Origin of the sequence: Nocardioides marinus, assembly GCF_013408145.1 — a bacterium.
GTDB lineage: Bacteria > Actinomycetota > Actinomycetes > Propionibacteriales > Nocardioidaceae > Nocardioides > Nocardioides marinus.
Window position 1 is genome coordinate 1,317,972 of sequence record NZ_JACBZI010000001.1, and the last position, 24,529, is coordinate 1,342,500.

Sequence of the window (24,529 nt, forward strand, 5' to 3'; positions counted from 1 at the left end):
CGTTCACCCAGGTGTGAAGACGCTCGGAGCCGCCCTCGCCCTCTCCGCCCTGCTCACGGGAGTGGGGCTCGCCCCCGCCCAGGCGGGCGCTCGCGCCGACGACCCCGCCGTCGGTTCCCCGGAGTACCTCGCGCGCGACACCCAGAACATCGCCGACGCCTACGGCCGGGTGACCGAGCAGCAGCTGGGCGACCCGGCGTACGTCCCGGCGCTGGTCTCCCAGAGCACCCTCGTCGGCGTCGCCCAGCTCCTCGAGCAGGCGGCCACCCCGGACCGCCCCTCCCTGACCCCGGGGGCGTTCGTGCCCGGGTGGAACGTCGGCAACCCCTACCGCGCCGACTGGGACGGCACCCGCGGTCGGATGCGCGACGTCGCCTTCACCAACCGCTACGGCGCCCTGCTGCGCGGCACCCTGTACGCACCCCTGCCGCGCGCTCGCGACCCCTACACCGGCAAGCGGATCAAGGGTCGGCTCCCGGGAGTGGTCATCACCGAGGGGTCCGTCCAGGGCTCGGAGGGGATGTACCGCTGGTTGGCCCAGGACCTCGCCGAGCGCGGCTACCTCGTGCTGACCTACGACGTGCAGGGGCAGGGCACGAGCGAGACGCTGCCGCACGACGGGACGCTCAACGGCGTCCCGAGCCAGCAGATCGACAACTTCGTGGTCGGCACGCAGGACGCCCTCTCGTTCTTCACCTCCACCCCGCGCGAGCCCTATCCGGACCACGGCGCACCGGCTGACCTGGTCGATGCCCACAACCCCTGGCACCGGCTGTTCGACCGCCGGCCGGACCGGCGTCCCAACGCCCCCGGGCGCACGACGCGCATCGCCGTCGTGGGGCACTCGCTGGGCGCCGCCGCCGTCACGCAGGTGCAGGGCGTCGACGACCGGGTCTCCACGGTCGTGGCGCTGGACAAGCTCGGGCTGACGACCTCCTCGGGCACCGACGGCGGTGACTCCTTCGAGCCGGTGGTCCCGGCGCTGGCGGTGCAGTCGGAGTACGGCTTCACGGTCAGCCCGTGGTTCACCGCCGGTGGTTCCTCGATCACCCCGCAGCCCTCGCCGCAGGGCCCCGACCCCCGACGCGAGCGCGCCACCGGGTACGACGCCTGGCGCGACGCCGGGGTCGACTCGATGCTCGTGGTCCCGCGGGCCTCCACGCACCTGGAGTACACCGACATCCCGCTCGTCCTGCCGGCCAGCCGGTGGGGCCAGGCACTCACCAGCGCCTACGTCCAGCGCTGGTTGGAGCACTACCTCAAGCACCGCACCTCCGTGCGCAGCCTGCTGACGACGCGGTTGCGCTACCTGGAGCCCACCAGCTCGGGGGAGTGGGCGCCGGTCGTGCTGGAGCGCGACCCGCTGCTGTCGTTCTACTACTGCTCTGCGATGCACCTGGACCGGGGCGCCATCGACGACGGCGACCTGACCGGCGTCGGCTGCTAGCCGCCCGCCACCGCCGCGCAGGACGGACAGGTGCCGAAGATCTCCAGCGTGTGGCTGACCTGCTCGTAGCCGTGCTCGGCGGCGATCGAGCGCGTCCACCGCTCCACGGTCGGCCCCTCGACCTCCACGGTCCGACCGCAGTCGCGGCAGACCAGGTGGTGGTGGTGGGTGCGTGAGCAGGCCCGGTAGATCGCCTCGCCGCCCTCGGTGAGCAGCCGGTCGATCTCGCCGGCGTCGGCCAGCCGCTGCAGGGTGCGGTAGACGGTGGCCAGCCCCACGGCCTCGCCGCGACGGCCGAGCAGCTCGTGGATCTCCTGCGCCGAGCGGAAGTCGTCGAAGGAGGCGATCGCCTCGGTGACCGCACGTCGCTGTCGCGTGGGGCGCAGCCCCGCCGGGTGCTCGGCGGGGTGCGCGAGGGGGTGCTCAGTGCTCGTCATAGTGCCTCCCGTGCGGCGCGTGCCGGTGGCCGTCGTGCAGGTAGTCGACGTGGTCACCGTGCGGGACCGCGACATGGCCGCAGTCCTCCCCGTGCTGGTGGGTGTGGCCCTCGCTCACGTCGTGGTGGTCATCGGGGACCTCGTCGTCGAAGGGTTCGGTCAGGTGCTGGTGGCGCCGCAGCCACACCCCCACCGGCCAGGTGACGACGAAGCCTGCGAGGGCGAGCAGCACGATCGTCGGCCCCGGGGCAACGTCCGCACGCGAGGAGGCGAACGCCGAGACGAGCAGGCCGCCCACCGAGGCACCGAGGCCCAGCAGCATCGCGGCACCGAGGGTCGTGCGGAAGGACCGGGTGAGCTGCTGGGCCGTGGCGACCGGCACCACCATGAGCGCGGAGACCAGCAACAGGCCGACGGTGCGCATCGCCACGGTCACGCTGACGGCGGCCAGCACGGCGACCAGGATGTTGTAGACGCGGACGTTGAGCCCGGCGACCCGTGCGAACTCCTGGTCCTGGGCGACGGCGAAGAGCTGGGGGGAGAGGCCGAGGCAGACGACCACCACCACAGCGGCGAGCACCATGGTCACCAGGACGTCCGCCGCGGAGATGGTCGTGATCGACCCGAAGAGGTAGCTCTGCAGGCCGGCAGCGCTCTGGCCGGCCAGACCGGTGATCAGGACCCCGCCGGCGAGGCCGCCGTAGAACAGCAGGGCCAGGGCGACGTCCCCGTTGGTGTGCCCGCGCTCGCGGATCACCTCGATGAGGATCGCGCCCACGACGGCGACGGCCACCGCCGTCCACGTCGGCGAGGTGCCGGTGAGCAGGCCGAGCGCGACGCCGGTGACGGCGACGTGCCCGATGCCGTCGCCCATCAGCGCCAGTCGTCGCTGGACGATGTAGGTGCCGACCGCCGGGGCCGCGAGGCCGGTGAACACCGCAGCCAGCAGGGCGCGCTGCATGAAGGGCAGGGACAGCAGCTCGATCGTGCTCATCAGTGCTCCTGGTGGCGGTGGTCGAGCGGGCCGGCGACGGGCGGCACGACGTCGTGCCGGGTGCGGTGCAGGTGGTCGACGTGGTGGACGTGGCCGCCGTCGGGCAGCAGTCCCGGGGACGCGTGGTCGCCCAGCGGCGCCCCGTCGTAGGCGACCCGGCCGTGCCGCATCACGACGGAGCGGTCGACCAGGTCGGCCAGGGGTCCGAGCTCGTGGGCGACCAGGACGATGGTCGCGCCGCGGGACTTCAGGACCGCCAGCGCGTGGGCGAGCGCCTCCTGGTTGGCCAGGTCCACCCCGGCGGTGGGCTCGTCGAGGAAGAACAGCTCGGGCTCGCCGGCGAGGGCCCGCGCGATGAGTACCCGCTGCTGCTGACCGCCGGAGAGCTGGGAGACCCCGTCACCGGCGCGGTCGGCCAGCCCCACGACCTCCAGCGCGTCGCGGATCGCCGCCCGGTCGGCGGCAACCAGGGGACGCAGGAGGCGTCGCCTGGTGAGCCGACCGGAGGCCACGACCTCCCACACCGAGGCCGGTACGCCGGAGGCGGCTCCGCCCCGCTGCGGGACGTACCCGACGCGGGCCCAGGCGTGGAACCGCTCGAGGTCGGTGTCGAAGAGCCGGAGCCGGCCCGAGGTGAGCGGGCGCAGCCCGACCAGGGCACGCACGAGCGTGGACTTGCCCGACCCGTTGGCGCCCATCAGGGCCACGAACTCCCCGGCCTCGACCCGCAGGTCGACGTGACGCAGGACGGGACGACCGCCGATGGCGACCGCCCCGTCCTCGAGGTGCACGGGTGCTACCGGCATCCGTTGGCCTCCCGCAGGGCCTCGAGGTTCGCCTCCATGAGGGAAAGGTAGTCCTCCTCGGCGGTGTCGTCGGAGAGCCCCTCGATCGGGTCGAGCACGGCGGTGTCCACGCCGGCGTCGCGGGCCAGGGTCTCGGAGAGGGCGCGCGGGGCGAGGGTCTCGCCGAACACCGTCGTGACGCCCTCGTCGCGGATCAGTGCCTGCAGCTCGCCGAGGTCGGCCGGGGTGGGCTCGGCGCCGGGGGAGAGGCCGGCGATGCCGTGGAAGTCCAGGCCGTAGCGGCCCAGGTAGCCGAACGCGTCGTGGGAGACCACGACCACCTCGCGCTCGCAGTCGGCCAGCCCGCTGGTCCAGGCGGCGTCGAGCGCCTCGAGCTGCTCGACCAGCGCGGCGGCGTTGGCGACGTACTCCTCGGCGTGGTCGGGGTCGACCTCGGTGAGCTCCTCGGCGACGGCGTCGGCCAGGTCGGCCATCAGCAGCGGGTCCAGCCAGAAGTGCGGGTCCTCGTCGCCGTGGTCGTGCCCGTCCCCGTCGGCGTGCTCGTCGGCGTGCTCGTCGGCGTGCTCGTCCTCCTCCTCGGCGTGCTCGTGCTCCTCGGCGACCGGTCGCAGGGCGATGACGTCCTCGACGTCGAGCACCCGCCCGGTGCCGTTCTGCTCGACGGCGTCGGCGACGACCGGCTGCAACGCCTCCTCCAGCAGCACCAGGTCGGCCCCGGCGACCATCGCGGTCTGTGCCACGGTCAGCTCGAGGTCGTGCGGCTCCTGGCCCGGGCCGGTCAGCACGGTGAGGTCGATGAGCCCGTCTCCCACCCGCTGGGCCACGAACTCCAGCGGGTAGAACGACGCGGCCACGGACGGGGCGCCGTCCTTCCCGGTGGAGTCGCCGGAGCCCGTGGCGTCGGAGAACGCCGAGCAGGCGCTGAGCGCCACCGTCCCGGCAAGGAGGAGGGCGGAGGCGCGGACGGCCCGGCGAGTGGGGGACGATTTCATGAGAACGATTCTCACGACGAATGAGAATCGTTGTCAACTCGGCGTCGGCGTCGGCGTCGGCGTCGGCGTCGGCGGCCGCGCCCGCAGGGCTCCCGTAGGCTGCGCACGTGCTGGTGGTCACGAGGTTCCGGGTCCCCGAGGGCGACGTCGCTTCCTTCCGTGACGACCTCGGCACCGCGCACGAGGCTCTGGCCGCGTGCCGGGGGTACGTCGACGGGACGGTCGGTCGCAACATCGACGACCCGGAGCTGTGGGTGCTCAGCACCCGGTGGGAGCACGTGGGCGCGTACCGCCGGGCGCTCTCCTCCTACGACGTCAAGATGCGCGCGGTGCCGGTGCTCTACCGGGCGCTCGACGAGCCCAGCGCCTACGAGACGGTGCAGCCCGGGACCGACCTCAACGTGGCGGTGTCGCGCTCGTTAGGCTGAGCGCTCGGTCGGCAGCCAGCCGACGTCGTCCCGCACCAGAGAGCGAGCCCACCCGTGGCCAAGCCGCCCCCGTCCGCCGTCGACAACGTCGTCTCCCTGGCCAAGCGCCGAGGCTTCGTCTACCCCTGCGGCGAGATCTACGGCGGCACCCGCTCCGCGTGGGACTACGGCCCGCTCGGGGTGGAGCTGAAGGAGAACATCAAGCGCCAGTGGTGGAAGGCGATGGTCCAGCAGCGCGACGACGTCGTCGGCCTGGACTCCTCGATCATCCTGCCGCGCCAGACGTGGGAGGCCAGTGGCCACGTCGACACCTTCAGCGACCCGCTCACCGAGTGCCAGTCCTGCCACAAGCGCTTCCGTGCCGACCACCTGCAGGAGGCGGTGGCGGAGAAGAAGGGCATCGAGGACCCCGACTCCGTGCCGATGGCCGAGATCGCGTGCACCAACTGCGGCACCCGCGGCGCGTGGACCGAGCCCAAGCAGTTCTCCGGCCTGCTCAAGACCTACCTCGGCGTCGTCGAGGACGAGTCGGGGCTGCACTACCTGCGCCCCGAGACCGCCCAGGGCATCTTCCTCAACTTCGCCAACATCGTGACCAGCCAGCGGATGAAGCCCCCGTTCGGCATCGCCCAGATCGGCAAGTCCTTCCGCAACGAGATCACGCCGGGCAACTTCATCTTCCGCACCCGCGAGTTCGAGCAGATGGAGATGGAGTTCTTCGTCAAGCCGGGTGAGGACGAGGAGTGGCACCAGTACTGGATCGACACCCGCACCCAGTGGTACGTCGACCTCGGCATCGACCCCGAGAACCTGCGCCACTACGAGCACGCGCAGGAGAAGCTCTCGCACTACTCCAAGCGCACCGTCGACATCGAGTACCGCTTCCGGTTCGCCGGGTCGGAGTGGGGCGAGCTCGAGGGCATCGCCAACCGCACCGACTTCGACCTCTCCACGCACGCGAAGCACTCCGGCAAGGACCTGTCCTACTACGACCAGGCCGGCAACGAGCGCTACACGCCCTACGTCATCGAGCCGGCGGCCGGCCTCTCGCGCAGCCTGATGACCTTCCTCGTCGACGCCTTCCACGAGGACGAGGCGCCCAACACCAAGGGTGGTGTCGACAAGCGCACCGTGCTGCGGCTCGACCCGCGACTGGCGCCGGTCAAGGTCGCCGTGCTGCCGCTCTCGCGCAACGCCGACCTCTCGCCCAAGGCGCGCGATCTCGCCGCCGAGCTGCGCAAGCACTGGTACGTCGACTTCGACGACGCCGGCGCGATCGGGAAGCGCTACCGCCGCCAGGACGAGATCGGGACGCCGTACTGCGTCACCGTCGACTTCGACACCCTCGAGGACGGCGCGGTGACCGTGCGCGAGCGCGACACGATGCAGCAGGAGCGGATCTCCATCGACGGGATCAGCGGCTACTTCGCCCAGCGGTTCCGCGGCGCCTGAGGGCCTGGGCCGTGCACAATGGCGCGATGCGGACGAGGCTGGTGGGACTGACCCTGGCGGCGCTGCTGCCCGCCGTGGTGCTGGCGGGCTGCTCGGGCTCCGAGGAGCCCGGGGCCGACCCGTCGGCGACCCCGACGGTCACGGAGTCACCCAGCGAGGAGCCGTCGGCGACCCCGTCGCTCGACGTGCCCGACGGGGTCGAGCTGACCACGCAGGGCTCGGCGCTGGAGCTCGGTGACACAGCGACGGTGGCCTACGAGGTCGACCAGTCGACCGTCGGGGTGCTGGCGATCACGGTCACCGACATGCGCAGGACGACCTTCAAGCAGTCCTTCCAGGGGTGGAAGCTCGACAAGGCGCTGAAGAAGGCCAACCCCTACTTCGTCGAGGCGACGTTCAAGAACAAGGGCGAGACCGACCTCGGGGGCCAGCGGCCGCCGCTCTACATCGTCGACGGCAACGACACCCTGGTGGAGTCCTCGACCTTCGTCAGCGACTTCGACGCCTGCCCCTCGAAGGACTTCCCGAAGAAGTTCAAGCCGGGCAAGAAGGTCTCCACCTGCCTGGTCTACCTCGCCCCGGACGCCGGGGAGCTGGTGGCCGTGTCGTTCCGCCCGGCCCAGGAGTTCAACCCGATCACCTGGTCCGGCGACGTGCTCAAGCTGGGCGCGAAGCGGAAGGGCTGAGCGCCAGCAGGAGGCCAGCACGGCGACGTACCCGGCCGCCGGCCTCGGTGAGCAGCAGCCCGCCGGGCAGGTGGTCCCACGGCTTCTGCTTCACGTACGCCGCCCACCCGGCCTGACCGCTGGCCAGGCGGGGGTAGTCGACCCCGCAGCAGGTGCCCGTCGGTCGGAGGGGGCGCCGACCCGCCGTGCCCGACGTGAGCCGCACCCCGTCCGCCCAGGCGCCGGAGCCCCGCTCGGCGACGTAGGCGCGCTCGTGCTGCGGCTGCCAGATCCAGCTGCGGACGGTGACGCCGTGCCGCAGCTCCGCGAGCATGGTGGCGTGGTCGGGTGAGCCGGCCACGAAGTGCCTGGTGCCGTCGACGGGGTCGACGGTGAAGGCGTGGTCGGCGGTGGGCAGGCCCCGCAGCAGCGCGGGGTCGGCGCTGACGGCCTCCTCGCCGACCACCAGTGCCCCGGGGTGCGCCGCCCGCAGGGCGGCCGCCAGGGCGACCTCGGCCTCGCGGTCGGCCACCGTCACCAGGTCGCCGGGTCGGCGCTTGCTGGAGACGTCGGCGGAGGTGAGGTGGCCGAACCGGGGGGTGACGTGCTCGGCGACGACCTCGCGCACGAGGTCCAGCACCGCGTCGGTGTCCATCGGCCGATTCACCCGCACAGCCTGCCAGGCGGCACCATGGAGCCATGTCCGCCGCTCCCGGACCGACCTCCGGTCTCACCCTCGGCCCGCTCCACGTGCCGACCCCGGTGGTCCTGGCCCCGATGGCCGGGATCACCAACGCCGCCTACCGCCGGCTGTGCGCCGAGCAGGGCGCAGGGCTGTACGTCTGCGAGATGATCACCAGCCGCGGCCTGGTCGAGGGCGACCAGCACACGAGGGACATGCTGGTCTTCGACGAGCTCGAGACGGTCCGCTCGGTGCAGCTCTACGGCACCGACCCGGTCTACGTGGGCAAGGCGGCGGAGATCCTCTGCGCCGAGTACGGCGTCGCGCACATCGACCTGAACTTCGGGTGCCCGGTCCCCAAGGTGACCCGCAAGGGCGGCGGCGGGGCGCTGCCGTGGAAGCGTGGCCTGCTGGGGGAGATCCTCGAGCACGCCGTCTGGGCGGCGAGCCGCTACGACGTGCCGGTGACGATGAAGACCCGCAAGGGCATCGACGAGGAGCACCTCACCTACCTCGACGCCGGCAGGATCGCGCAGGAGAGCGGGTGCGCGGCGATCGCGCTGCACGGTCGCACCGTCGCGCAGGCCTACTCCGGGCAGGCCGACTGGGACGCCATCGGCGAGCTCGCGGCGTCGGTCGACATCCCGGTGCTCGGCAACGGCGACATCTGGGAGGCCGCCGACGCGGTGCGGATGGTGGAGCGGACCGGGGCCGCGGGTGTCGTCGTCGGCCGGGGCTGCCTGGGCCGCCCGTGGTTGTTCCGCGACCTCGCGGCCGCCTTCGCCGGCGAGCAGGTCGCGACCCTGCCGACCCTGGGGGAGGTGCGCGACATGATGCGCCGCCACGCCGAGCTGCTGTGCCAGCACATGGGCGAGGAGCGCGGCTGCAAGGAGTTCCGCAAGCACGTCTCGTGGTACCTCAAGGGCTTCGCGGCAGGTGGCCACATGCGCCGCAGTCTCGGGTTGGTGGGCACCCTGGCCGACCTCGACGGCCTGCTGGCCGACCTCGACCCCGACGAGCCGTTCCCGGTGGCCGAGCTCGGCACCCCGCGCGGACGGCAGGGCTCGCCCCGGGATCGCGTCGTGCTGCCCGAGGGCTGGCTCGACGACTCCGACGGCAGCGGCTGCGCGGTCGAGGAGGACCTGCACTCAGGCGGATGAGGGCCGTCGCGAGTGGCTCGGCTCACACAGGGTGAGCGGGAACACCCGTGAAGACGAGGTCAAGATTCGGACACGATTCGCCGGCTGTGGTTCAGTGAACGACGCGTACCGGTCGGTAAGTCGACCGGCCACGCACATCCCCCGACCCCGACAGCTAAGGATCAGCGCTGTGGCAGACCATCGCCACAAGCGGGACACCGATGCCCGCCGGACGCCGCGAGCGACCCTCGTGGCCGGCCCTCTCGCCCTCGTCGCCACCGCCTCGGTGGTCTCCCTGGGAGTCGTCCTCGGTGGCGGCCCCGTCCCGGAGGCCGTCACCGCCCGCACCACGGCCGCCGACCTCCAGCAGGTCACCGACGGCTCCGGCCTCGGGATCCGCGACTCCGTCCTGAGCCGGTCCTCGGACCGCTCGGCCGTCAAGGGCGTCACCCTGGAGAAGGAGCAGACCAAGCTCGACCGCGTGCTGTCGCCGAAGGCGGTGCAGCGCGCGATCAAGAAGGCCGACACCACGCTCTGGACGACCGCACCGCTCAACTTGTGGAACGAGCCGGGCAAGAAGGCCAAGAAGGTCGGACAGGTCGCTGCCGAGCGCAAGGTGCTCGTCACCGGTCGGCACCTCTACGGCCGTGACGAGGTCGTCGTGGACGGCAAGGCGCGGTGGGTGACCAAGGGCTACCTGCAGCAGGAGAAGCCCGAGGCGCGGCCGGCGGCTGCGAGCACCGCGGCCAGCTGCACCAACGGCACCAGCGTGCCCTCCGGCGTGAGCCCGAACATCGTCAAGGTCCACCGGGCGGTGTGTGCGCAGTTCCCGAGCATCACCACCTACGGCACCTTCCGTGGCGACGGTGAGCACGCCCGTGGTCTGGCGGTCGACATCATGGTCTCCGGCGACCTCGGGTGGCAGGTCGCGGAGTTCGTCCGCGCCAACTACGCCGAGCTCGGTGTGAGCTACCTGATCTACTCCCAGCGCATCTGGTCCGTCGAGCGGGGCGGAGAGGGCTGGCGCCCGATGTCGGACCGCGGGTCGGCCACGGCCAACCACTACGACCACGTGCACGTCACGACGTACTGACGCCCCGGCGTGGTGGGCGGGTCCGGCGCGGGCCCGCCTGGGGGCGCCCTGCCCTAGGCTCGGCGCCGATGGATGCCCTGGAGCTGTACGACGACCACGCCCGTGAGCGGGTGGTCCCCGAGCCGCCCAAGCGGGTCGACGCCCCTGAGCGCACCCCGTTCGAGCGGGACCGCGCCCGCGTGGTGCACGCGGCCTCCTCGCGGCGGCTGGCCGCCAAGACCCAGGTCGTCGGGCCGCAGAGCGACGACTTCGTCCGCAACCGTCTCACCCACAGCCTCGAGGTGGCGCAGGTCGCGCGGGACCTCTCCCGCGCGCTCGGCTCCCACCCCGACATCGCGGAGACCGCGGCGCTGGCCCACGACCTGGGGCACCCGCCGTTCGGCCACAACGGGGAGCGGGTGCTGGCCGACGTGGCCATCGAGTGCGGTGGCTTCGAGGGCAACGCGCAGACGCTGAGGCTGCTGACCCGCCTGGAGTCCAAGACGGTCGACGCCGACGGCCGCTCGGTGGGGCTCAACCTCACCCGGGCCACGCTCGACGCCTGCTCGAAGTACCCCTGGGGCCCCGAGGACGCCCGCGCCGGCAAGTTCGGCGTCTACGCCGAGGACCGTGCGGTCTTCTCCTGGCTGCGTGACGGGGTGCCGGTCGGTGCGTCCGGCCAGGCCCCACCGCGTCGCTGCCTCGAGGCGCAGGTGATGGACCTCGCCGACGACGTCGCCTACTCAGTCCACGACGTGGAGGACGGCGTCGTCGCCGGGCGCGTGGACCTCACCCGCCTGGAACCCTCGTCGGTCTGGGCCACGATGCGCGAGTGGTACCCCTCCGAGCTCGTCGACGTGCCGGACGACGAGCTCGACGACGTGCTGGGGGACCTGCAGGCCGTCGGCTCGTGGCCGCACGCGGCGTACGACGGCAGCCGCGCCTCGCTGGCGGCGCTGAAGAACCTCACCAGCGACCTCATCGGCCGCTTCTGCGGTGCCGTCCAGCACGCCACGCACGCCGCCGGCCCGGGGCCGTTCGTGCGCTACGAGGCCGACCTCGTCGTGCCCCGGCGCACCGGGCTGGAGATGCTGGTCCTCAAGGGGGTCGCCGCCCACTACGTGATGCAGGCCGAGGACCGGCTGGCGGTGATGGCGCGCCAGCGCGAGCTGCTGGCCGAGCTGGTGGCACTGCTGGCGCACCGCGGCCCCGACGCCCTGGACCGCGCCTTCGCCGACGACTGGCACGCGGCGGCCGACGACGCCGCCCGGTTGCGGGTGGTCATCGACCAGGTCGCCTCGCTGACCGACGCCTCGGCCGTCTCGCGCTGGGAGGCCCTGCGTGGGCCGCGGGTAGCGTCGCGGGCGTGAGCGACCCTCTCGTCTGGCTGCCCTTCGACCCCTCCCACCTGCGGGCCACGCTGGGCGAGCTGCCCGGCGGACTCCGCTTCGAGGTGGTGGATCCCACCGAGCACGTCCCGGACTCGGTCCAGGACGTGCGTTTCTACGTCACGCCGTACCAGATGGGGCCGGCGGTGGGCGACGTCCTGCCGCGCATGCGCTCGTTGGAGGTCGTCCAGACCCTCTCGGCGGGGGTCGACAACGTCCGTGACCGGGTGCCGGAGGGCGTCGTGCTGTGCAACGGGCGTGGCATCCACGACTCCTCGACGGCGGAGCTGACCCTGGCCCTCGTCCTGGCCTCGCTGCGCGACGTCCCCGGCATGGTGCGCGACCAGGACGCCCGCCGGTGGAACACCCGGTGGCGTCCGGCCCTGGCGGACCGCCGCGTCCTGCTGGTCGGGTACGGCGCGATCGGCCGCGCCATCGAGTCTCGCCTGCTCCCGTTCGAGACCGAGGTGGTGCGGGTGGCGCGCACGGCCCGGGTCGAGGATTCCGGGCCGGTCCACGGGTTCGACGAGCTGCCCGCCCTGCTGCCCGGGGCCGACGTGGTCGTGCTGATCTGCCCGCTGACCGACGAGACCCGCGGCCTGGTCGACGCCGGGTTCCTGGCCCGGATGAAGGACGGCGCCCTGCTGGTCAACATGGCCCGTGGTGGCGTGGTCGACACCCCCGCGCTGCTCGCCGAGCTGCACGCGGAGCGGCTGACCGCGGCCGTCGACGTGGTCGACACCGAGCCGCTGCCCGCCGACAGCCCCTGGTGGGACGCCCCCGGCCTGCTGGTGAGCCCGCACGTCGGTGGCGCCTCGTCGGCGATGTGGCCCCGTGCCCACCGGCTGGTGGCCGAGCAGCTGCGCCGCTACGCCGCGGGCGAGCCTCTCCACCACCAGATGACGGGCGCCTACTGACCGCGACCGCACGCCCGTAGGATCGGCCCCGTGCCAGGCCGGATCCGTGACGACAGCATCGCCGAGGTGCGCGAGAAGGCCCGGATCGACGAGGTCGTCTCCCAGTACGTCACGCTCCGCAACGCCGGCGGCGGCTCCATGAAGGGGCTGTGCCCCTTCCACGACGAGAAGTCGCCCTCGTTCCACGTCACGCCGAGTCGAGGATTCTTCCACTGCTTCGGCTGCCAGGAGGGCGGTGACGTCATCACCTTCTTGATGAAGATCGACGGCCTGTCCTTCGGCGAGGCCGTCGAGCGGCTGGCCGACAAGTCCGGCGTGCAGCTCCAGCGCGAGGAGGGCGACGCGCGCGAGGAGCGTCCCAAGGGCCCGCCGCGCAACCGGTTGGTCGAGGCGCACCGGCACGCGCAGGAGTTCTACGCCGACCAGCTCGCCTCGCCCGACGCCCTCGTGGCGCGCCAGTTCCTGGCCCAGCGGGGCTTCGACCAGGCCGCGGCGGAGACCTTCGGCATCGGCTTCGCACCGCGCGGGGGTGAGGTGCTCTACCGGCACCTGCAGCAGAAGGGCTTCTCGGTCGAGGAGCTCACCGTCGCCGGCCTCGTGGCGGTGGGGCGCTCGCCGTACGACAAGTTCCGCGGCCGGCTGCTGTGGCCGATCCGCGAGCCCAGTGGCGAGACCATCGGCTTCGGCGCGCGGCGGATCTTCGACGACGACCGCATCGAGGCGAAGTACCTCAACACCGCCGAGACACCGATCTACAAGAAGAGCCACGTGCTCTACGGCATCGACCTGGCCCGGCGTGAGATCGGTCGTTCCAGCCAGGCCGTGATCGTCGAGGGCTACACCGACGTGATGGCCTGCCACCTCTCGGGTGTCGGCACCGCCGTGGCCACCTGCGGCACCGCCTTCGGAGACGACCACGCCCGGGTGCTGCGCCGCTTCCTCCACGACCACGAGGAGTTCCGCGGGGAGGTCATCTTCACCTTCGACGGCGACTCCGCAGGTCAGAAGGCGGCGCTGCGGGCCTTCGACGGCGACCAGAACTTCGTGTCCCAGACCTACGTCGCCGTCGAGCCGTCGGGCATGGACCCGTGCGAGCTGCGGATGTCGACCGACGACCTGGCGACGGGTGAGGCGGCCGTGCGCGAGCTCGTGGCCCGCCGGGTGCCGCTCTACCGCTTCGTCGTCGGCAACATCATCGGCAAGTACGACCTCGACCGTGCCGACGGCCGGATCGACGCCATGCGTGAGGCGGCCAAGGTCGTGGCGTCGGTGCGTGACCAGTCGAAGGTGACCGCGTTCGCCCAGGAGATCTCCCGGATGATCGGCGCCGACATCGACCCCAACGCGGTGCTCGCGGAGATCCGACGCGCGAAGGGGCGCCCCGCCACCGCGGCGCCCACCGCCCCGGCCCCGCCGAAACCCCGCGCCGCGGGACCCGACCTGCGCGACCCCCGCTTCCGGCTCGAGCGCGAGCTGCTCAAGCTCGTGGTGCAGCGTCCGATGACCATCGGCCGGCGCAGCAGCGAGATCGGCCCCGACGACTTCACCCACCCCGTCTACCGGGCCATCTGGGAGGTCGTCGCGCAGCTGGGCGGGCCCGGTGCCGGCAACGGCGACCCGGCCTGGGCGCAGAAGCTGCGGGACGGGGCGAGCGACCCCGAGGTGACCTCGGCGATCTCGGCGCTGGCCGTGGAGCCGCTGCTCACGCCCAAGGAGCCCGACGCGGCGTACGTCAACCACCACATGGTCCGGCTGCTGGAGCTGACCGCTGCTCGCCGCATCGAGGGCGTGAAGTCCAGGCTCCAGCGCACCAACCCGGTGGAGGACCCCGACAGCTACAACCGCATGTTCGGTGAGCTCGCGGCGCTCGAGCAGCACCGGCGGGCGTTGCGCGACCAGCTGGTCGCGGGCGAGGCGGCGCACTGATGCCCCGGATGCCTCGCCCGGGCGCCGTCCGTGACCGGCACGGGCTCACCCTGCCCCGCGGTGAACGGGTGCTGGCCTGGGCCCGTGCAGCCGACGGCTCGGTCGTCGCCGGCTCGCGCGATGCCCTGCACGCCGCCGAGCCCGACGGAGGGACCCTGCGGATCGCCTGGGAGCAGGTCGAGGCCGCCGACTGGGACCAGGACACCGGGGTGCTGAGGGTCAGTGAGGTCGGTGCCTGGGGGAGTGCCCGACCCGAGCACGCCTGGACCTTCGAGGACACCGGCCGGCTGTTGGAGCTGGTGCGCGAGAGGGTCACGGCCAGTGTCCTGTTCCAGCGCCACGTGCCCGTCGCCGGTCGCCGCGGCCTGCGGGTCATCGCCCGCCGCGCGCCCTCCGGTGCGGCGCCGGTCCAGTGGGTCTACGAGTACGACGAGGGCCTGGATCCCGACGATCCGACCGTGCGTGCGAGCGCTGCCGCTGCCCTGGCACAGGCCCGTGAACAGCTCGGCGAGCTCTGAGCCACCTCGATTTCACCGGCGTCTGGGCGCCTTGCTAGTGTGTGCGCGCTGCACCGATCCCCTGTAGCTCAACTGGCAGAGCATTCGGCTGTTAACCGGAGGGTTGTTGGTTCGAGTCCAACCGGGGGAGCAGAGAGAGGGCCGCTGACCACCAGGTCAGCGGCCCTCTGCCGTTCCAGCACGTCCGGACCCGCCCGCGGCCCGCGGATCGCCTCGAAGTACGCTCGCCGACGCGTCGCGGCCCGCCCGCGCGCGGGGCGGTAGCTCAGTCGGTCAGAGCAGAGGACTCATAATCCTTGGGTCGTGGGTTCGAGCCCCACCCGCCCTACTCCGAGGGCTCGGGCAGGTCCTCGGGCAGCTCGCAGTCCACCTTCGGGTTGACGCCCATGTAGTTGAGCGGGCCGGCGAGGACCGTGAGCGCGGTGTCGCCGAAGCTCTTGCAGCTCACCTCGCGGTCGTCGCCGAAGTACCCCCGCTGCAGGGCGGCCACGAAGCCGATGACCAGCCAGATCGCCAGCAGGATCCCCACGATGCTGCTTCCACCTCGTCGCATGTCTGACCTCCTCGCCGCCCTCGGTGGCGGCACTCGTCGTGTGCGTTCCCCCGTCGTCTACCCGCTGCGCCGCGTCCCACCCTCACCCCCTCGTGCCCCGCGGGTGGCCAGACAGCGCAGAATGGGCCGCATGCTGGCCGTCCCCAAGTACGGGTTCGTCGTCCTCGCGGTCCCGAAGTCGGGGTCCACCGCCCTCGAAGCGGCCTTCATCAAGCACGCGCAGCTGGTGACCTCGGGCCCGCCGTCGCTCAAGCACGTGACGGCGCGTGAGTTCGGCGAGAGGTTCGTCCCGCTCCTGGAGCAGCACGGGTACGCCCGAGCCGACTACGAGGTCACCGCGCTGGTCCGCGAGCCGGTGTCCTGGCTGGCCTCCTGGTGGCGCTACCGCTCCCGGCCGGGCATCGCGGGCAAGCGGACCTACGTCGGGGACCTCGGTTTCGACGAGTTCGTGGGCCGGGTGGTCACCGGGGAGATCCGGCTCCGTCCGCAGTGTGACTACGTGACCTCCCCCGACGGTCGGCTGGCCGTGGACCGGCTGTGGCGCTACGAGGACCTCGACACGGCCTTCGAGTGGATGCGCCTGAAGGTGGGGAAGAAGAAGATCAAGCTGCCCCAGCGCAACGTCTCACCGGCCCGCGAGCACGAGGTGACCGCCTCGACGCGCGACCTGATCGAGGAGGCCTACGCCGCCGACCTCGCGCTCTACCGCTCGTTGGGGTGATATTTTCGCGCCGCGCGGCCGATCGGCCCGCCTCGTCCCTGCGCGCAGAGAGGCTCCCCGTGACCGACCCGGTCGATCCCGCGACGGAGCCGCGCACACCCCGCACGGGTCGGCGCAGGGCGACCACGAGGAGACAGGCACGGCGGGCCCGCCGCGCCGCACCGGCCGCAGCCCCGTCCCCGCCCCGGTCTCCCGAGCCCCGGCCGATCGAGCACCGGCCCACCGAGCACCGGCCCCCCGGTCATCGGGCCCGACGGCGTGCCTGGCGCCGCGCCGCCGGGCTCCCCGGCACCCTGGCCGTCACCTTCCTCGGAGCCCTCGTGCCCGGCGGTGGCTTCCTGTGGACCGGACGTCGCCTGCTCGGCGTCCTGGTGCTGCTGCCCACGCTCGCGCTGGCCGGCTTCTCGGCGTGGTACGCCGCCCGCGACCTCGATGCCGCACTCGACCTCGTCCTCGACCCGACCCGGCTCAAGGTCGCGGCCGGCGTCATCGTGTCGGCGCTCGCGGTGTGGGCGCTGATCGTCTACCTGACCTACCGGCAGGTCCGGCCCCTCCAGCGTCGCGCCTGGACCACGCTGGTGGGTCATGCCTTCGTCCTCGCCCTGGTCGGCGTGGTGGGGGCGCCCTTCGCGGTGGCCGCGCGCTACGCGACGGTGCAGGCCGACCTGGTCGAGACGGTCTTCAGCGACAACGAGACCTCCACGACCCCACGTGACGTCACGCCCGCGGACCCGTGGGGCGGCCGCGAGCGCGTCAACGTGCTGCTCCTGGGAGGGGACGGCGGGGAGGGGCGCGACGGCGTCCGCACCGACACCGTCATCCTGGTGAGCATCGACACCACGTCGGGCAAGACCGTGATGTTCAGCCTCCCGCGCAACATGATGAACGCCCAGTTCCCCGAGGACAGCCCCCTGCACGACCTCTACCCGGTGGGCTTCACCGGCTACGGCGACCCCGGGTCGTACATGCTCAACGCGATCTACCGCAACGTCCCCGCGCTACATCCCGGCGTGCTGGGGGAGAGCACCAACGAGGGTGCCGACGCGATCAAGCAGGCGGTCGGCGGCAGCCTCGGCATCGGGGTCGACTACTACGTGCTGGTCAACCTCAAGGGCTTCCAGGAGATCGTCGACGCGATCGGCGGCATCACCGTCAACGTCAACACCAGGGTGGCCATCAACGGCAACACCGACGCCGGGATCCCGCCGACCGGCTGGATCGAGCCCGGCCCGGACCAGACCCTCGACGGCTTCCACGCCCTGTGGTTCGCGCGCGGGCGCTACGGCAGCGACGACTACCAGCGCATGGACCGGCAGCGCTGCGCCGTCGCCGCGATCATCGAGGCCGCCGACCCGATGACCCTGGTGCGCCGCTACACCGCGCTCGCCGCGGCCGGCAAGGAGGTCGTCTACTCCGACATCCCGCAGAGCCTGCTCCCCGCGTTCGCGGGCCTGGCGCTGCAGATGAAGGACGCCAAGGTCCGCTCGGTCGTGTTCAAGACCAGCGAAAAGTTCTTCTCCGGCGACCCCGACTTCGACTACCTCCGCGACACCGTCGCCAAGGCGATCGACCCGCCCGGGACCCGCCGCAAGAAGGACGACCCCGCGCGCCCGAAGAACACCGCGAACTCCTGCGCCTACGACCCTGCCTGAGCCTGGTAGCCCGCCTGGTACGCCGCCAGCGCCTGCCGCCCGCGATCCAGCGCCTCGGCCACCTCGTCGAGCAGCTCGGCGGCCCCCTCGGTCGTGCCGCCGTCGGCGATGGCCTCGAGCTGGCGCACCGCCTCGCCGGCGTAGGTGACACCGAGGTTCAACGCCCCGCCGGCGAGCCGGTGGGAGGACTGGCGCAGTGCCGTCGCGTCACCGGCCCCGATGGCCTCCCGCATCTGCTCCAGGCCGCTCACGCTGTTGTGCATGAAGTTCCCGATGGCCCTGTCGAGGTAGGCGGTGCTGTCGGGGTCGAGGTCCAGCAGCATCTCGAGCCGTTCGGTGTCGAGGCCCTCGAGCACGTCGACGGGCTGGTCCTCGGTCGTCACAGGAGCCTCCGGGGTCGGGGTGTCATCCACAGCAGTGCCTTCCAGCCAGTGCGACAGCGTCGCCGCGAGTGCCGCCGGGTCGACGGGCTTGGTGAGGTAGTCGTCCATGCCGGAGGCCAGGCAGCGTTCCCGCTCGCCCTCGATCGCGGCCGCGGTCATCGCGATGACGGGCACGCGCTCGCCGGTCTCGCGCTCGCGGATCTCCCGGGTGGCGGCGTACCCGTCGAGCACGGGCATCTGGACGTCCATCAGGACGGCGTCCCAGCCGCCCTCGGCCCAGGCGTCCACCCCCGCACGCCCGTCGTCGACGATGCGGTGCTCGTAGCCCAGGAAGTCCAAGATGCCGCCGGCGACCATCTGGTTCACCGGGTTGTCCTCCACCACCAGGATCCGGCGGCCGGTGGGGCCGGGCTGCGGCTGGTCCTCTGCCGGTGGCGCGGGGACGGCATCGCCCCCGAGGAGGTCGACGACGGCCGAGCGCAGGACTCCCGAGGGTGCCGGCTTGACCAGCAGGTCGTCGATGCCGGCGTCGCGGACCTGCGCCTCGGTCAGCTGGGTCATCGACGTGAGCATCAGCAGTCGCAGCGACGCACCGGCCTCGCCGGCGCGCAGCTGGTGCGCCAGCCAGATGCCGTCGTGCCCGGGCATGGCCATGTCCAGCAGGACGGCCTCGAAGGGGTGACCGCGCTCGGCTGCGGTGGCCACCGCGGCGAGGGCCTCGTCGGCGGAGTCGACGGCGACGGCACGGACGCCCCACCAGCCGAGCTGCTCGGCCAGGATGGTCCGGTTGTGGGGGTTGTCGTCGACGACGAGCATCCGGCGCCCCGAGAGCACCTCGCGGGCGTGGGCGTCGGCGGAGTCGTCGATCTCGCCGGCCGAGGGCTCCAGCAGCACGCTGAAGGTGAAGACGGCGCCGCCCCCGGGGTTGTCGCTGTAGCTGATCGTGCCGCCCATCGCCTGGACGATCTCCCGGCAGATCGCCAGGCCGAGACCCGTGCCGCCGTACACGCGCGTGGTGGAGGTGTCGGCCTGGGTGAAGGGGTCGAACAGACCGGGCACCTTGGCCGCAGGGACGCCGATGCCGGTGTCGCTGACCGAGACCCGGAGGTAGGTCCGCTGGTCGGGCCCCGGCTCGGCCGTGGCCCGGACGACGACCTCGCCCCGCTCGGTGAACTTGATGGCGTTGGAGACCAGGTTCGTGAGCACCTGGGAGAGCCGGGTCGGGTCCCCGGCGAGCATCTGCGGCACCTCGGGGGCACAGGAGACGACCAGCTCCAGTCCGCGGGACCGGGCCGACTCGCCCAGCACCCCGGCGACCTGCTCGACGACCTCGCGCACCTCGAAGTCAAGGATCTCCAGCTCCAGTCGGCCGGCCTCGATCTTGGAGAAGTCCAAGATGTCGTTCAGGACGCCGAGCAGGGCCCGGCTGGCGACCTGGACGCCCGTGGCCAGCCGCTGCTGGTCGGCGTCGAGCGCCGTGCGCATCAGCAGGTCGTTGAGGCCGATCACGCCGTTGAGCGGGGTGCGGATCTCGTGGCTCATCGTGGCCAGGAAGTCCGACTTCATCCGTGAGGCCTCCATGGCCTCGTCGCGTGCCTTCTCGAGCTCGGCAGCAGTCCGCTCGCGCCAGGCGACCAGCGCCATCTGGGCAGCGACGTGGTCGACCATCTGCTCGATCATCGCGTGCCGGAGGAGCGGCGGGGCCGAGGTGATGGTGATGACCGCCAGGGCCTCGTCGCCCAGCAGGACCGGGAAGCCGATCGTGAGCCGGGCGTCGTCCCACACGGGCTCGCGCTGGGTCAGCACCCGACGGGCCAGCCGCAGCTCCGCCCGGTCGCGGGTCGGGTCGGGAGCCTCACCGGGGACGACGATCGGCACGAGGTCCTCGCCGTCGACCCAGAAGCCCCGGGCGCGCTCCCAGTCGTCGTGGAGCAGCACGAGGTCCCGGGCGCGCAGCAGCAGCTCATCGAGGCTCGACGCGGCGTTGGCGGCGCTGGCGACGGCCTGCATCAGGGTGTTCTGCGCGACCTGGTCCTCCAGGGCGAACCGGGTCTCCTGGACCTCGTTGACGTCCTGCAGGGTGCCCGACATCAGCAGCCGACCGTCGCGGTCGAGGTGGACGACACCGCGTCCGCGGGTCCACATCCACTGGTCCTGCGCCTGCACCCGCACGATCACGTCGAAGGTGCCCTGCTCGGCGATGGCGGCCTCGACCCTGGACTCGACCATGGCCTGGTCGTCGGGGTGCACCTGGCCGAGGAAGCGCTCGTAGCTCCACGGCTCCTCGGCGCTGGAGGAGCCGAACATCGAGTCCACCTCGACCGAGCCGGTGATGGTGTCGGTCGTGAGGTCCCACTCCCAGCTGCCGACCCTGGCGATGCGCTGGGCCTCCGCCAGGTTGCGCCGACTGGTGCGCAGGGCCTCGACCATGTCGCGGCGCGAGGTGTAGTCGCTGAAGGAGAGACACAGCCCGGGGCGCCCGGGCTCGATGTCGAGCAGGGACTCACGCACGAGGCACCACATGGCCGTGCCGTCCGCGCGGATCATCTGGACCTCGACCTGGTCCGGCTCGAGCCCGTGCTCGCGCACCTGGCGCAGGTGCTCGGCCAGCTGGATCTTGCCGAGGTCGTCGAGGGAGTCGAACATCGAGACCGAGGTCATCTCGCCCGGCGCGACGCCGTACATCGCGGCCATCGCGGGGTTCGTGTAGGCGGTGCGGCCGTGCAGGTCGATGACCCAGATCCCGTCGGGTGACCCTTCGACCACGCCACGGTAGAGCCCCGACAGGTCCACGTCCCACCTCCCGACCCCGATGCCGGCCGCGACACCGGCCCGGTGGCACCACCCTAGGCCGACAGGGTGGTGCCTGTGCGTGAACGACTCAGATCTCCCGGCCACCGGAGATCAGCAGGGCACCGTCCTCCTGCTGCTCCAGGGTCAGCTCGATGGTCTCGGTGCGTCTGGTCCCGTTGCGCAGCACGTAGCTGTACTCGTAGGTCACCGTCCCCGCCTCGGGATCGGCCCCGACCGGGGTGAAGGACGACACCTCGCGCACGGAGCCCCAGAAGCTGCGGTAGCCGTCCAGCCCCCCGCTCTGCTGCTGGAAGTCGGAGGTGAGCAGGGCGAACCCCGCCGGTGGGTCGCCCACCGCCGTGGTGACGTACGACGCCGCGAACTGCTCCAGCTCCTCCTGCGTCGGCGGGGCCGGCCCGGCGGTGGGCTCCCCGGAGGTGCTGCTCCCGTCGCCGGGCGAGGCGGCCTCCTCGCTCCCGGGGTCCCGGCCCTGGCCCAGGAGGAACGCCACCATCACCACCAGGACCCCCAGCCCGAGGCCCAGGAGGACCAGTCCGCCCCGGGGCCGACCCTGGCGCCGACCCTGGGTCCGACCCTGGGTCCGACCGTGCGTCGTCGAGACCGGACCGGAGCGCGGCGTGGGCGCGGGGACCACCGGCTGCGGACCGGTGTTCACGGGCGGGACCGCGGCGAGCTCCTGGGTGTGGTGCGCGGGCTCGGTGTCGACCGTCCCCGCGGTGGGGTCGGTGACCAGGGTGACGCCGGCACCGTCCGGGCCCAGCTGGAGGAAGTCGCGCACGCGGGCCATGGGCCACCGCTCGGCGGGGTCCCGGTGCATCGTGGCCGCGAGCACCGGCCCGAGCCACCCGGGCTCGGGGACACGGGGCGGCTCCTCGTGCACGATGCGGTACAGCGCGCCGAGCACGTTGTCGGAGACCTCGTAGGGAGGGTGACCGGTCAGGACGTGGAACAGCGAGGCACCCAGCGACCACACGTCGCTGCTGTCCTGCGCGCTGCCTCCGGAGGCGACCTCGGGGGCGAGGTAGGCCGGCGACCCGGTGACCAGTCCCGTCTGCGTCAGCGAGGGGTCGGCCTCGGCACGGGCGATCCCGAAGTCGGAGAGCTTCAGCTGCCCGTCCTCGGTGACGAGCATGTTGGAGGGCTTCACGTCGCGGTGGATGATCCCTGCCTCGTGGGCGGCGGCGAGCGCGTCGGCCGCCTGGCCGATCAGGGCCGCGGCGGCGTCGGGCAGCAGTGGCCCGCGGGCGCGCAGCAGCCCGGAGAGGTTCGTGCCCTCGACGTACTCCATGACGAGGTACTGCTGGCGCTCCTCCTCCACCAGGTCGTACACCGCGACCACGTGGGGGTGGCTGAGCCGCGCGGCGAGTCGCGCCTCCCTCTCGGCACGTGCCAGGTCGGGGCCGTCGGCGCCCGGCGCGAGCCCGAGCCGCTTCACGGCGACCTCGCGCCCGAGCACCTCGTCCCTGCCGAGCCAGACCGCGCCCATGCCTCCTCGGCCGAGCTCGCGGTCCAGCGAGTACCTGCCTGCGATCACCTAGCGGCACCTCCTGACCGGTCAGGATAGGGCCGCCCGCCCGGCTCGGTGCTCCCACGTGGGGGTGGGCTCCCGGGCGGCCACCGGTGGTGATGAGGCAGGCTTGCCCTGCACACAGCCCCGTCCGCAGCCCTGTCGACAGCCCCGTCGGCCGGTTCCTGTGCGACTGCTCACGAAAGGCAGCACGGTGTCCCTCGACCCCACCCTCCTCGACGACCTCGAGTGGCGCGGACTCCTCGCGCACTCGACGGACCTCGACGCCCTGCGCGAGGCGCTGGCGTCCGGGAGCGTGCGGTTCTACGTCGGCTTCGACCCGACGGCGCCGAGCCTGCACCTGGGCAACCTGGTCCAGATCCTCACCGCCAAGCGGCTCCAGGACGCCGGCCACACGCCGTACGCCCTCGTCGGCGGTGCCACCGGCATGATCGGCGACCCCCGCGACTCCGGCGAGCGCACCCTCAACGACGCCGACACCGTCTCGGAGTGGGTCGACCGCGTACGCCGCCAGATCGAGCCGTTCCTCTCCTTCGAGGGCGCGAACGCCGCGACGATGGTCAACAACCTCGACTGGACCCAGGGCCTGTCGACGATCGACTTCCTGCGCGACATCGGCAAGCACTTCCCGGTCAACCGGATGCTCGCGCGCGAGACGGTCAAGCGACGCTTGGAGGCGGGCGGCATCTCCTACACCGAGTTCTCCTACGTGCTGCTGCAGTCGATGGACTTCCTCAGCCTCTACCGCGAGCACGGCGTGACGCTGCAGTTCGGTGGCTCCGACCAGTGGGGCAACATCACCGGCGGCGCCGAGCTGATCCGGCGGGCCGCCGGAGCGTCGGTCCACGCGTTCGCCACGCCGCTGATCACCAAGTCCGACGGCACGAAGTACGGCAAGACCGAGGGCGGAGCGCTGTGGCTGGACCCGGCGATGCTCTCGCCGTACGCCTTCTACCAGTTCTGGCTCAACGTCGAGGACGAGAAGGTGGGGGAGCTGCTGCGCATCTTCACCTTCCTGCCCAGGGCCGAGATCGAGGAGCTGGAGGCGACCCACGCGGAGAAGCCGTTCCTGCGTGCGGGTCAGAAGGCGCTGGCCGAGCACGTCACGACCCTCGTCCACGGGGCCGAGGAGACCGCCAGGATCCAAGCGGCCTCGGCCGCCCTGTTCGGCGGCGGTGACATGAGCAGCCTCTCCGCCGACACGCTGGGCGCCGCACTGGGGGAGGCGGGCGCCGTCTCGGTGGAGCGTGGTGCGATGCCGACCATCACCGACCTCCTCGTGGAGGCCGGCCTGGCCAAGAGCAAGGGCGAGGCACGACGCACCGTCGGGGAGGGCGGCGCCTACCTCAACAACGAGCGCGTCGAGGACCCCGAGCTCGTGCCCGGTGCGGAGCACCTCATCGGTGGACGGTGGATGGTGCTGCGCAAGGGCAAGAAGAGCTTCAAGGGCGTCGAGGTCCGATGACCCCGGCGCGGCCGAGCTGGGCCGACCCCCGCCGCCGCGGGTGGCCGGCCGAGCTCGCCGCTCTGGCGCAGCAGGTGGTGCCCGCACCCATGTGGGCCTACCTGGAGGCCGGCGCCCGCGAGGGCGTGACCCGGGACGAGGCCGTCGACGCCTGGCGGGCGGTCCGGCTGTGGCCCCGTGTCCTGCACGGGACCGGGGAGCCGGACACCCGCGGTGAGGTCCTCGGCGCGCCGGTACGCACGCCGGTCGGTGTCGCGCCCACCTCGATGCAGCGGGTGGTGCACCCCGACGGCGAGCTCGCGATGGCGGCCGGTGCCGCGGCGGCCGGTGCCCTGCACGTGGTGTCGTCCAACGCGGGCCACCGCTTCTCGGACATCGGCGAGGCGGCCCGCGCCGTCGACCCCGACGCCGTGTGGTGGCTCCAGGCCTACCTCCCGCCCGACCGGGAGGCGGCGACCCCCGTGCTGCGTGCCGCGGCGGCGGCCGGCGCCCGAGCGGTGGCCCTGACCGTGGACACACCGTTCCCGGGGACCAAGTACGAACCCGCCGA

At 72.4% G+C, this 24,529-nt stretch carries 22 protein-coding genes and 2 tRNA genes (1 of these 24 running past the window's edge); 16 read left to right on the forward strand and 8 right to left on the reverse strand.

What is annotated here, in order from left to right; translation table 11 throughout:
* Positions 1-13 precede the first annotated feature (13 nt).
* Positions 14-1,447: an alpha/beta hydrolase family protein gene (locus BKA05_RS06345; RefSeq protein ID WP_179530676.1), complete on the forward strand. Its 1,434-nt coding sequence runs from the start codon at positions 14-16 to the stop codon at positions 1,445-1,447.
* Here BKA05_RS06345 and BKA05_RS06350 read toward each other — a convergent pair.
* Genes BKA05_RS06350 through BKA05_RS06365 form a run of 4 tightly spaced genes read right to left on the reverse strand, consistent with a single transcriptional unit; the run spans position 1,444 to position 4,676 of the window.
* Positions 1,444-1,884 (reverse strand): Fur family transcriptional regulator, encoded by a 441-nt coding sequence (locus BKA05_RS06350; RefSeq protein WP_179530677.1) that lies wholly within the window; start codon positions 1,882-1,884, stop codon positions 1,444-1,446. The genes BKA05_RS06345 and BKA05_RS06350 overlap by 4 nt on opposite strands.
* Complete coding sequence (locus BKA05_RS06355) at positions 1,871-2,878, reverse strand: metal ABC transporter permease (protein WP_179530678.1); 1,008 nt, start codon at positions 2,876-2,878, stop codon at positions 1,871-1,873. The genes BKA05_RS06350 and BKA05_RS06355 overlap by 14 nt, the downstream gene beginning before the upstream one ends.
* Positions 2,878-3,684 carry a metal ABC transporter ATP-binding protein gene (locus BKA05_RS06360; RefSeq protein ID WP_179530679.1) on the reverse strand — a complete coding sequence of 269 codons (807 nt, stop codon included), beginning with the start codon at positions 3,682-3,684 and terminating at the stop codon, positions 2,878-2,880. The genes BKA05_RS06355 and BKA05_RS06360 overlap by 1 nt, the downstream gene beginning before the upstream one ends.
* The gene (locus BKA05_RS06365; protein ID WP_179530680.1) at positions 3,675-4,676 is read right to left on the reverse strand and encodes a metal ABC transporter substrate-binding protein; all 1,002 of its coding nucleotides are present in this window, start codon (positions 4,674-4,676) and stop codon (positions 3,675-3,677) included. The genes BKA05_RS06360 and BKA05_RS06365 overlap by 10 nt, the downstream gene beginning before the upstream one ends.
* Positions 4,677-4,783: 107 nt before the next feature.
* Here BKA05_RS06365 and BKA05_RS06370 point away from each other — a divergent pair, with 107 nt between their 5' ends.
* The 3 genes from BKA05_RS06370 to BKA05_RS06380 are packed head-to-tail and all read left to right on the forward strand — an operon-like array spanning position 4,784 to position 7,242.
* A complete protein-coding gene (locus BKA05_RS06370) occupies positions 4,784-5,104 on the forward strand; it encodes an antibiotic biosynthesis monooxygenase (RefSeq protein ID WP_179530681.1) in 321 nt (106 codons plus the stop codon).
* 54 nt (positions 5,105-5,158) lie between these two features.
* Positions 5,159-6,556: a glycine--tRNA ligase gene (locus BKA05_RS06375; protein WP_179530682.1), complete on the forward strand. Its 1,398-nt coding sequence runs from the start codon at positions 5,159-5,161 to the stop codon at positions 6,554-6,556.
* A 26-nt stretch (positions 6,557-6,582) separates the two neighbouring features.
* Positions 6,583-7,242, forward strand: a complete 660-nt coding sequence (locus tag BKA05_RS06380) for a hypothetical protein (RefSeq protein ID WP_179530683.1) — start codon at positions 6,583-6,585, stop codon at positions 7,240-7,242.
* On the opposite strand, the gene BKA05_RS06385 is transcribed toward BKA05_RS06380, so the two are convergent.
* Entirely contained in the window at positions 7,214-7,876 is a 663-nt protein-coding gene (locus tag BKA05_RS06385; protein ID WP_179530684.1) for an inositol monophosphatase family protein, read from the reverse strand. The genes BKA05_RS06380 and BKA05_RS06385 overlap by 29 nt on opposite strands.
* A gap of 44 nt (positions 7,877-7,920) precedes the next feature.
* On the opposite strand from BKA05_RS06385, the gene dusB reads away from it, so the two are divergent.
* The 8 genes from dusB to BKA05_RS06425 all read left to right on the forward strand — a co-directional run bounded on the left by dusB (position 7,921) and on the right by BKA05_RS06425 (position 15,191).
* Entirely contained in the window at positions 7,921-9,063 is a 1,143-nt protein-coding gene (dusB, locus tag BKA05_RS06390) for a tRNA dihydrouridine synthase DusB (RefSeq protein ID WP_179530685.1), read from the forward strand.
* 169 nt (positions 9,064-9,232) lie between these two features.
* Positions 9,233-10,135, forward strand: a complete 903-nt coding sequence (locus BKA05_RS06395; protein ID WP_179530686.1) for a VldE C-terminal domain-containing protein — start codon at positions 9,233-9,235, stop codon at positions 10,133-10,135.
* Positions 10,136-10,203: 68 nt separating this feature from the next.
* On the forward strand, positions 10,204-11,484 hold the full coding sequence (locus BKA05_RS06400; protein ID WP_179530687.1) for a deoxyguanosinetriphosphate triphosphohydrolase: 1,281 nt from the start codon (positions 10,204-10,206) through the stop codon (positions 11,482-11,484).
* Positions 11,481-12,419, forward strand: coding sequence for an NAD(P)-dependent oxidoreductase (locus BKA05_RS06405; RefSeq protein ID WP_179530688.1), 939 nt, complete (start codon positions 11,481-11,483; stop codon positions 12,417-12,419). The genes BKA05_RS06400 and BKA05_RS06405 overlap by 4 nt, the downstream gene beginning before the upstream one ends.
* 30 nt (positions 12,420-12,449) lie before the next feature.
* Positions 12,450-14,345, forward strand: coding sequence for a DNA primase (gene dnaG / locus BKA05_RS06410; protein WP_179530689.1), 1,896 nt, complete (start codon positions 12,450-12,452; stop codon positions 14,343-14,345).
* A complete protein-coding gene (locus tag BKA05_RS06415; RefSeq protein ID WP_179530690.1) occupies positions 14,345-14,863 on the forward strand; it encodes a hypothetical protein in 519 nt (172 codons plus the stop codon). Before dnaG ends, BKA05_RS06415 begins: the two co-directional genes overlap by 1 nt.
* A gap of 57 nt (positions 14,864-14,920) precedes the next feature.
* A tRNA-Asn gene (locus BKA05_RS06420) sits at positions 14,921-14,993 on the forward strand.
* Positions 14,994-15,117: 124 nt separating this feature from the next.
* Positions 15,118-15,191, forward strand: a tRNA-Ile gene (locus tag BKA05_RS06425).
* On the opposite strand, the gene BKA05_RS06430 is transcribed toward BKA05_RS06425, so the two are convergent.
* Positions 15,189-15,416, reverse strand: coding sequence for a hypothetical protein (locus BKA05_RS06430; RefSeq protein WP_179530691.1), 228 nt, complete (start codon positions 15,414-15,416; stop codon positions 15,189-15,191). The two genes, BKA05_RS06425 and BKA05_RS06430, sit on opposite strands and share 3 nt — an antisense overlap.
* 130 nt (positions 15,417-15,546) lie before the next feature.
* Between BKA05_RS06430 and BKA05_RS06435 the strand changes: the two genes are divergently transcribed.
* Together BKA05_RS06435 and BKA05_RS20220 are read left to right on the forward strand one after the other, a co-directional pair.
* On the forward strand, positions 15,547-16,137 hold the full coding sequence (locus BKA05_RS06435) for a sulfotransferase family protein (RefSeq protein ID WP_179530692.1): 591 nt from the start codon (positions 15,547-15,549) through the stop codon (positions 16,135-16,137).
* A gap of 320 nt (positions 16,138-16,457) precedes the next feature.
* On the forward strand, positions 16,458-17,789 hold the full coding sequence (locus BKA05_RS20220; RefSeq protein WP_179530693.1) for an LCP family glycopolymer transferase: 1,332 nt from the start codon (positions 16,458-16,460) through the stop codon (positions 17,787-17,789).
* Here the strand turns inward: BKA05_RS20220 and BKA05_RS06445 are convergent.
* On the reverse strand, positions 17,774-20,965 hold the full coding sequence (locus BKA05_RS06445; RefSeq protein ID WP_179530694.1) for a response regulator: 3,192 nt from the start codon (positions 20,963-20,965) through the stop codon (positions 17,774-17,776). The two genes, BKA05_RS20220 and BKA05_RS06445, sit on opposite strands and share 16 nt — an antisense overlap.
* A gap of 88 nt (positions 20,966-21,053) precedes the next feature.
* Positions 21,054-22,520 carry a protein kinase domain-containing protein gene (locus BKA05_RS06450; RefSeq protein WP_179530695.1) on the reverse strand — a complete coding sequence of 489 codons (1,467 nt, stop codon included), beginning with the start codon at positions 22,518-22,520 and terminating at the stop codon, positions 21,054-21,056.
* A 187-nt stretch (positions 22,521-22,707) separates the two neighbouring features.
* Between BKA05_RS06450 and tyrS the strand changes: the two genes are divergently transcribed.
* Together tyrS and BKA05_RS06460 are read left to right on the forward strand one after the other, a co-directional pair.
* Positions 22,708-23,979, forward strand: coding sequence for a tyrosine--tRNA ligase (tyrS, locus tag BKA05_RS06455; protein ID WP_179530696.1), 1,272 nt, complete (start codon positions 22,708-22,710; stop codon positions 23,977-23,979).
* Positions 23,976-24,529: the 5' portion of an alpha-hydroxy acid oxidase gene (locus BKA05_RS06460; RefSeq protein ID WP_179530697.1), read on the forward strand. Its footprint extends 526 nt past the window's final position; 554 of the gene's 1,080 nt are visible here — the first part of the coding sequence; the start codon lies at positions 23,976-23,978; the stop codon falls past the right edge of the window. Before tyrS ends, BKA05_RS06460 begins: the two co-directional genes overlap by 4 nt.

Bases quoted from the DNA above. Each gene is read 5' to 3' on its own strand.
- BKA05_RS06380 (WP_179530683.1), top strand. From the start codon at position 6,583: ATGCGGACGAGGCTGGTGGGACTGACCCTGGCGGCGCTGCTGCCCGCC.
- BKA05_RS06385 (WP_179530684.1), bottom strand. From the start codon at position 7,876: ATGGACACCGACGCGGTGCTGGACCTCGTGCGCGAGGTCGTCGCCGAG.
- BKA05_RS06400 (WP_179530687.1), top strand. From the start codon at position 10,204: ATGGATGCCCTGGAGCTGTACGACGACCACGCCCGTGAGCGGGTGGTC.
- BKA05_RS06415 (WP_179530690.1), top strand. From the start codon at position 14,345: ATGCCCCGGATGCCTCGCCCGGGCGCCGTCCGTGACCGGCACGGGCTC.
- BKA05_RS06435 (WP_179530692.1), top strand. From the start codon at position 15,547: ATGCTGGCCGTCCCCAAGTACGGGTTCGTCGTCCTCGCGGTCCCGAAG.
- BKA05_RS06350 (WP_179530677.1), bottom strand. From the start codon at position 1,884: ATGACGAGCACTGAGCACCCCCTCGCGCACCCCGCCGAGCACCCGGCG.
- BKA05_RS06365 (WP_179530680.1), bottom strand. From the start codon at position 4,676: ATGAAATCGTCCCCCACTCGCCGGGCCGTCCGCGCCTCCGCCCTCCTC.
- BKA05_RS06360 (WP_179530679.1), bottom strand. From the start codon at position 3,684: ATGCCGGTAGCACCCGTGCACCTCGAGGACGGGGCGGTCGCCATCGGC.
- BKA05_RS06430 (WP_179530691.1), bottom strand. From the start codon at position 15,416: ATGCGACGAGGTGGAAGCAGCATCGTGGGGATCCTGCTGGCGATCTGG.
- BKA05_RS06355 (WP_179530678.1), bottom strand. From the start codon at position 2,878: ATGAGCACGATCGAGCTGCTGTCCCTGCCCTTCATGCAGCGCGCCCTG.
- dusB (WP_179530685.1), top strand. From the start codon at position 7,921: ATGTCCGCCGCTCCCGGACCGACCTCCGGTCTCACCCTCGGCCCGCTC.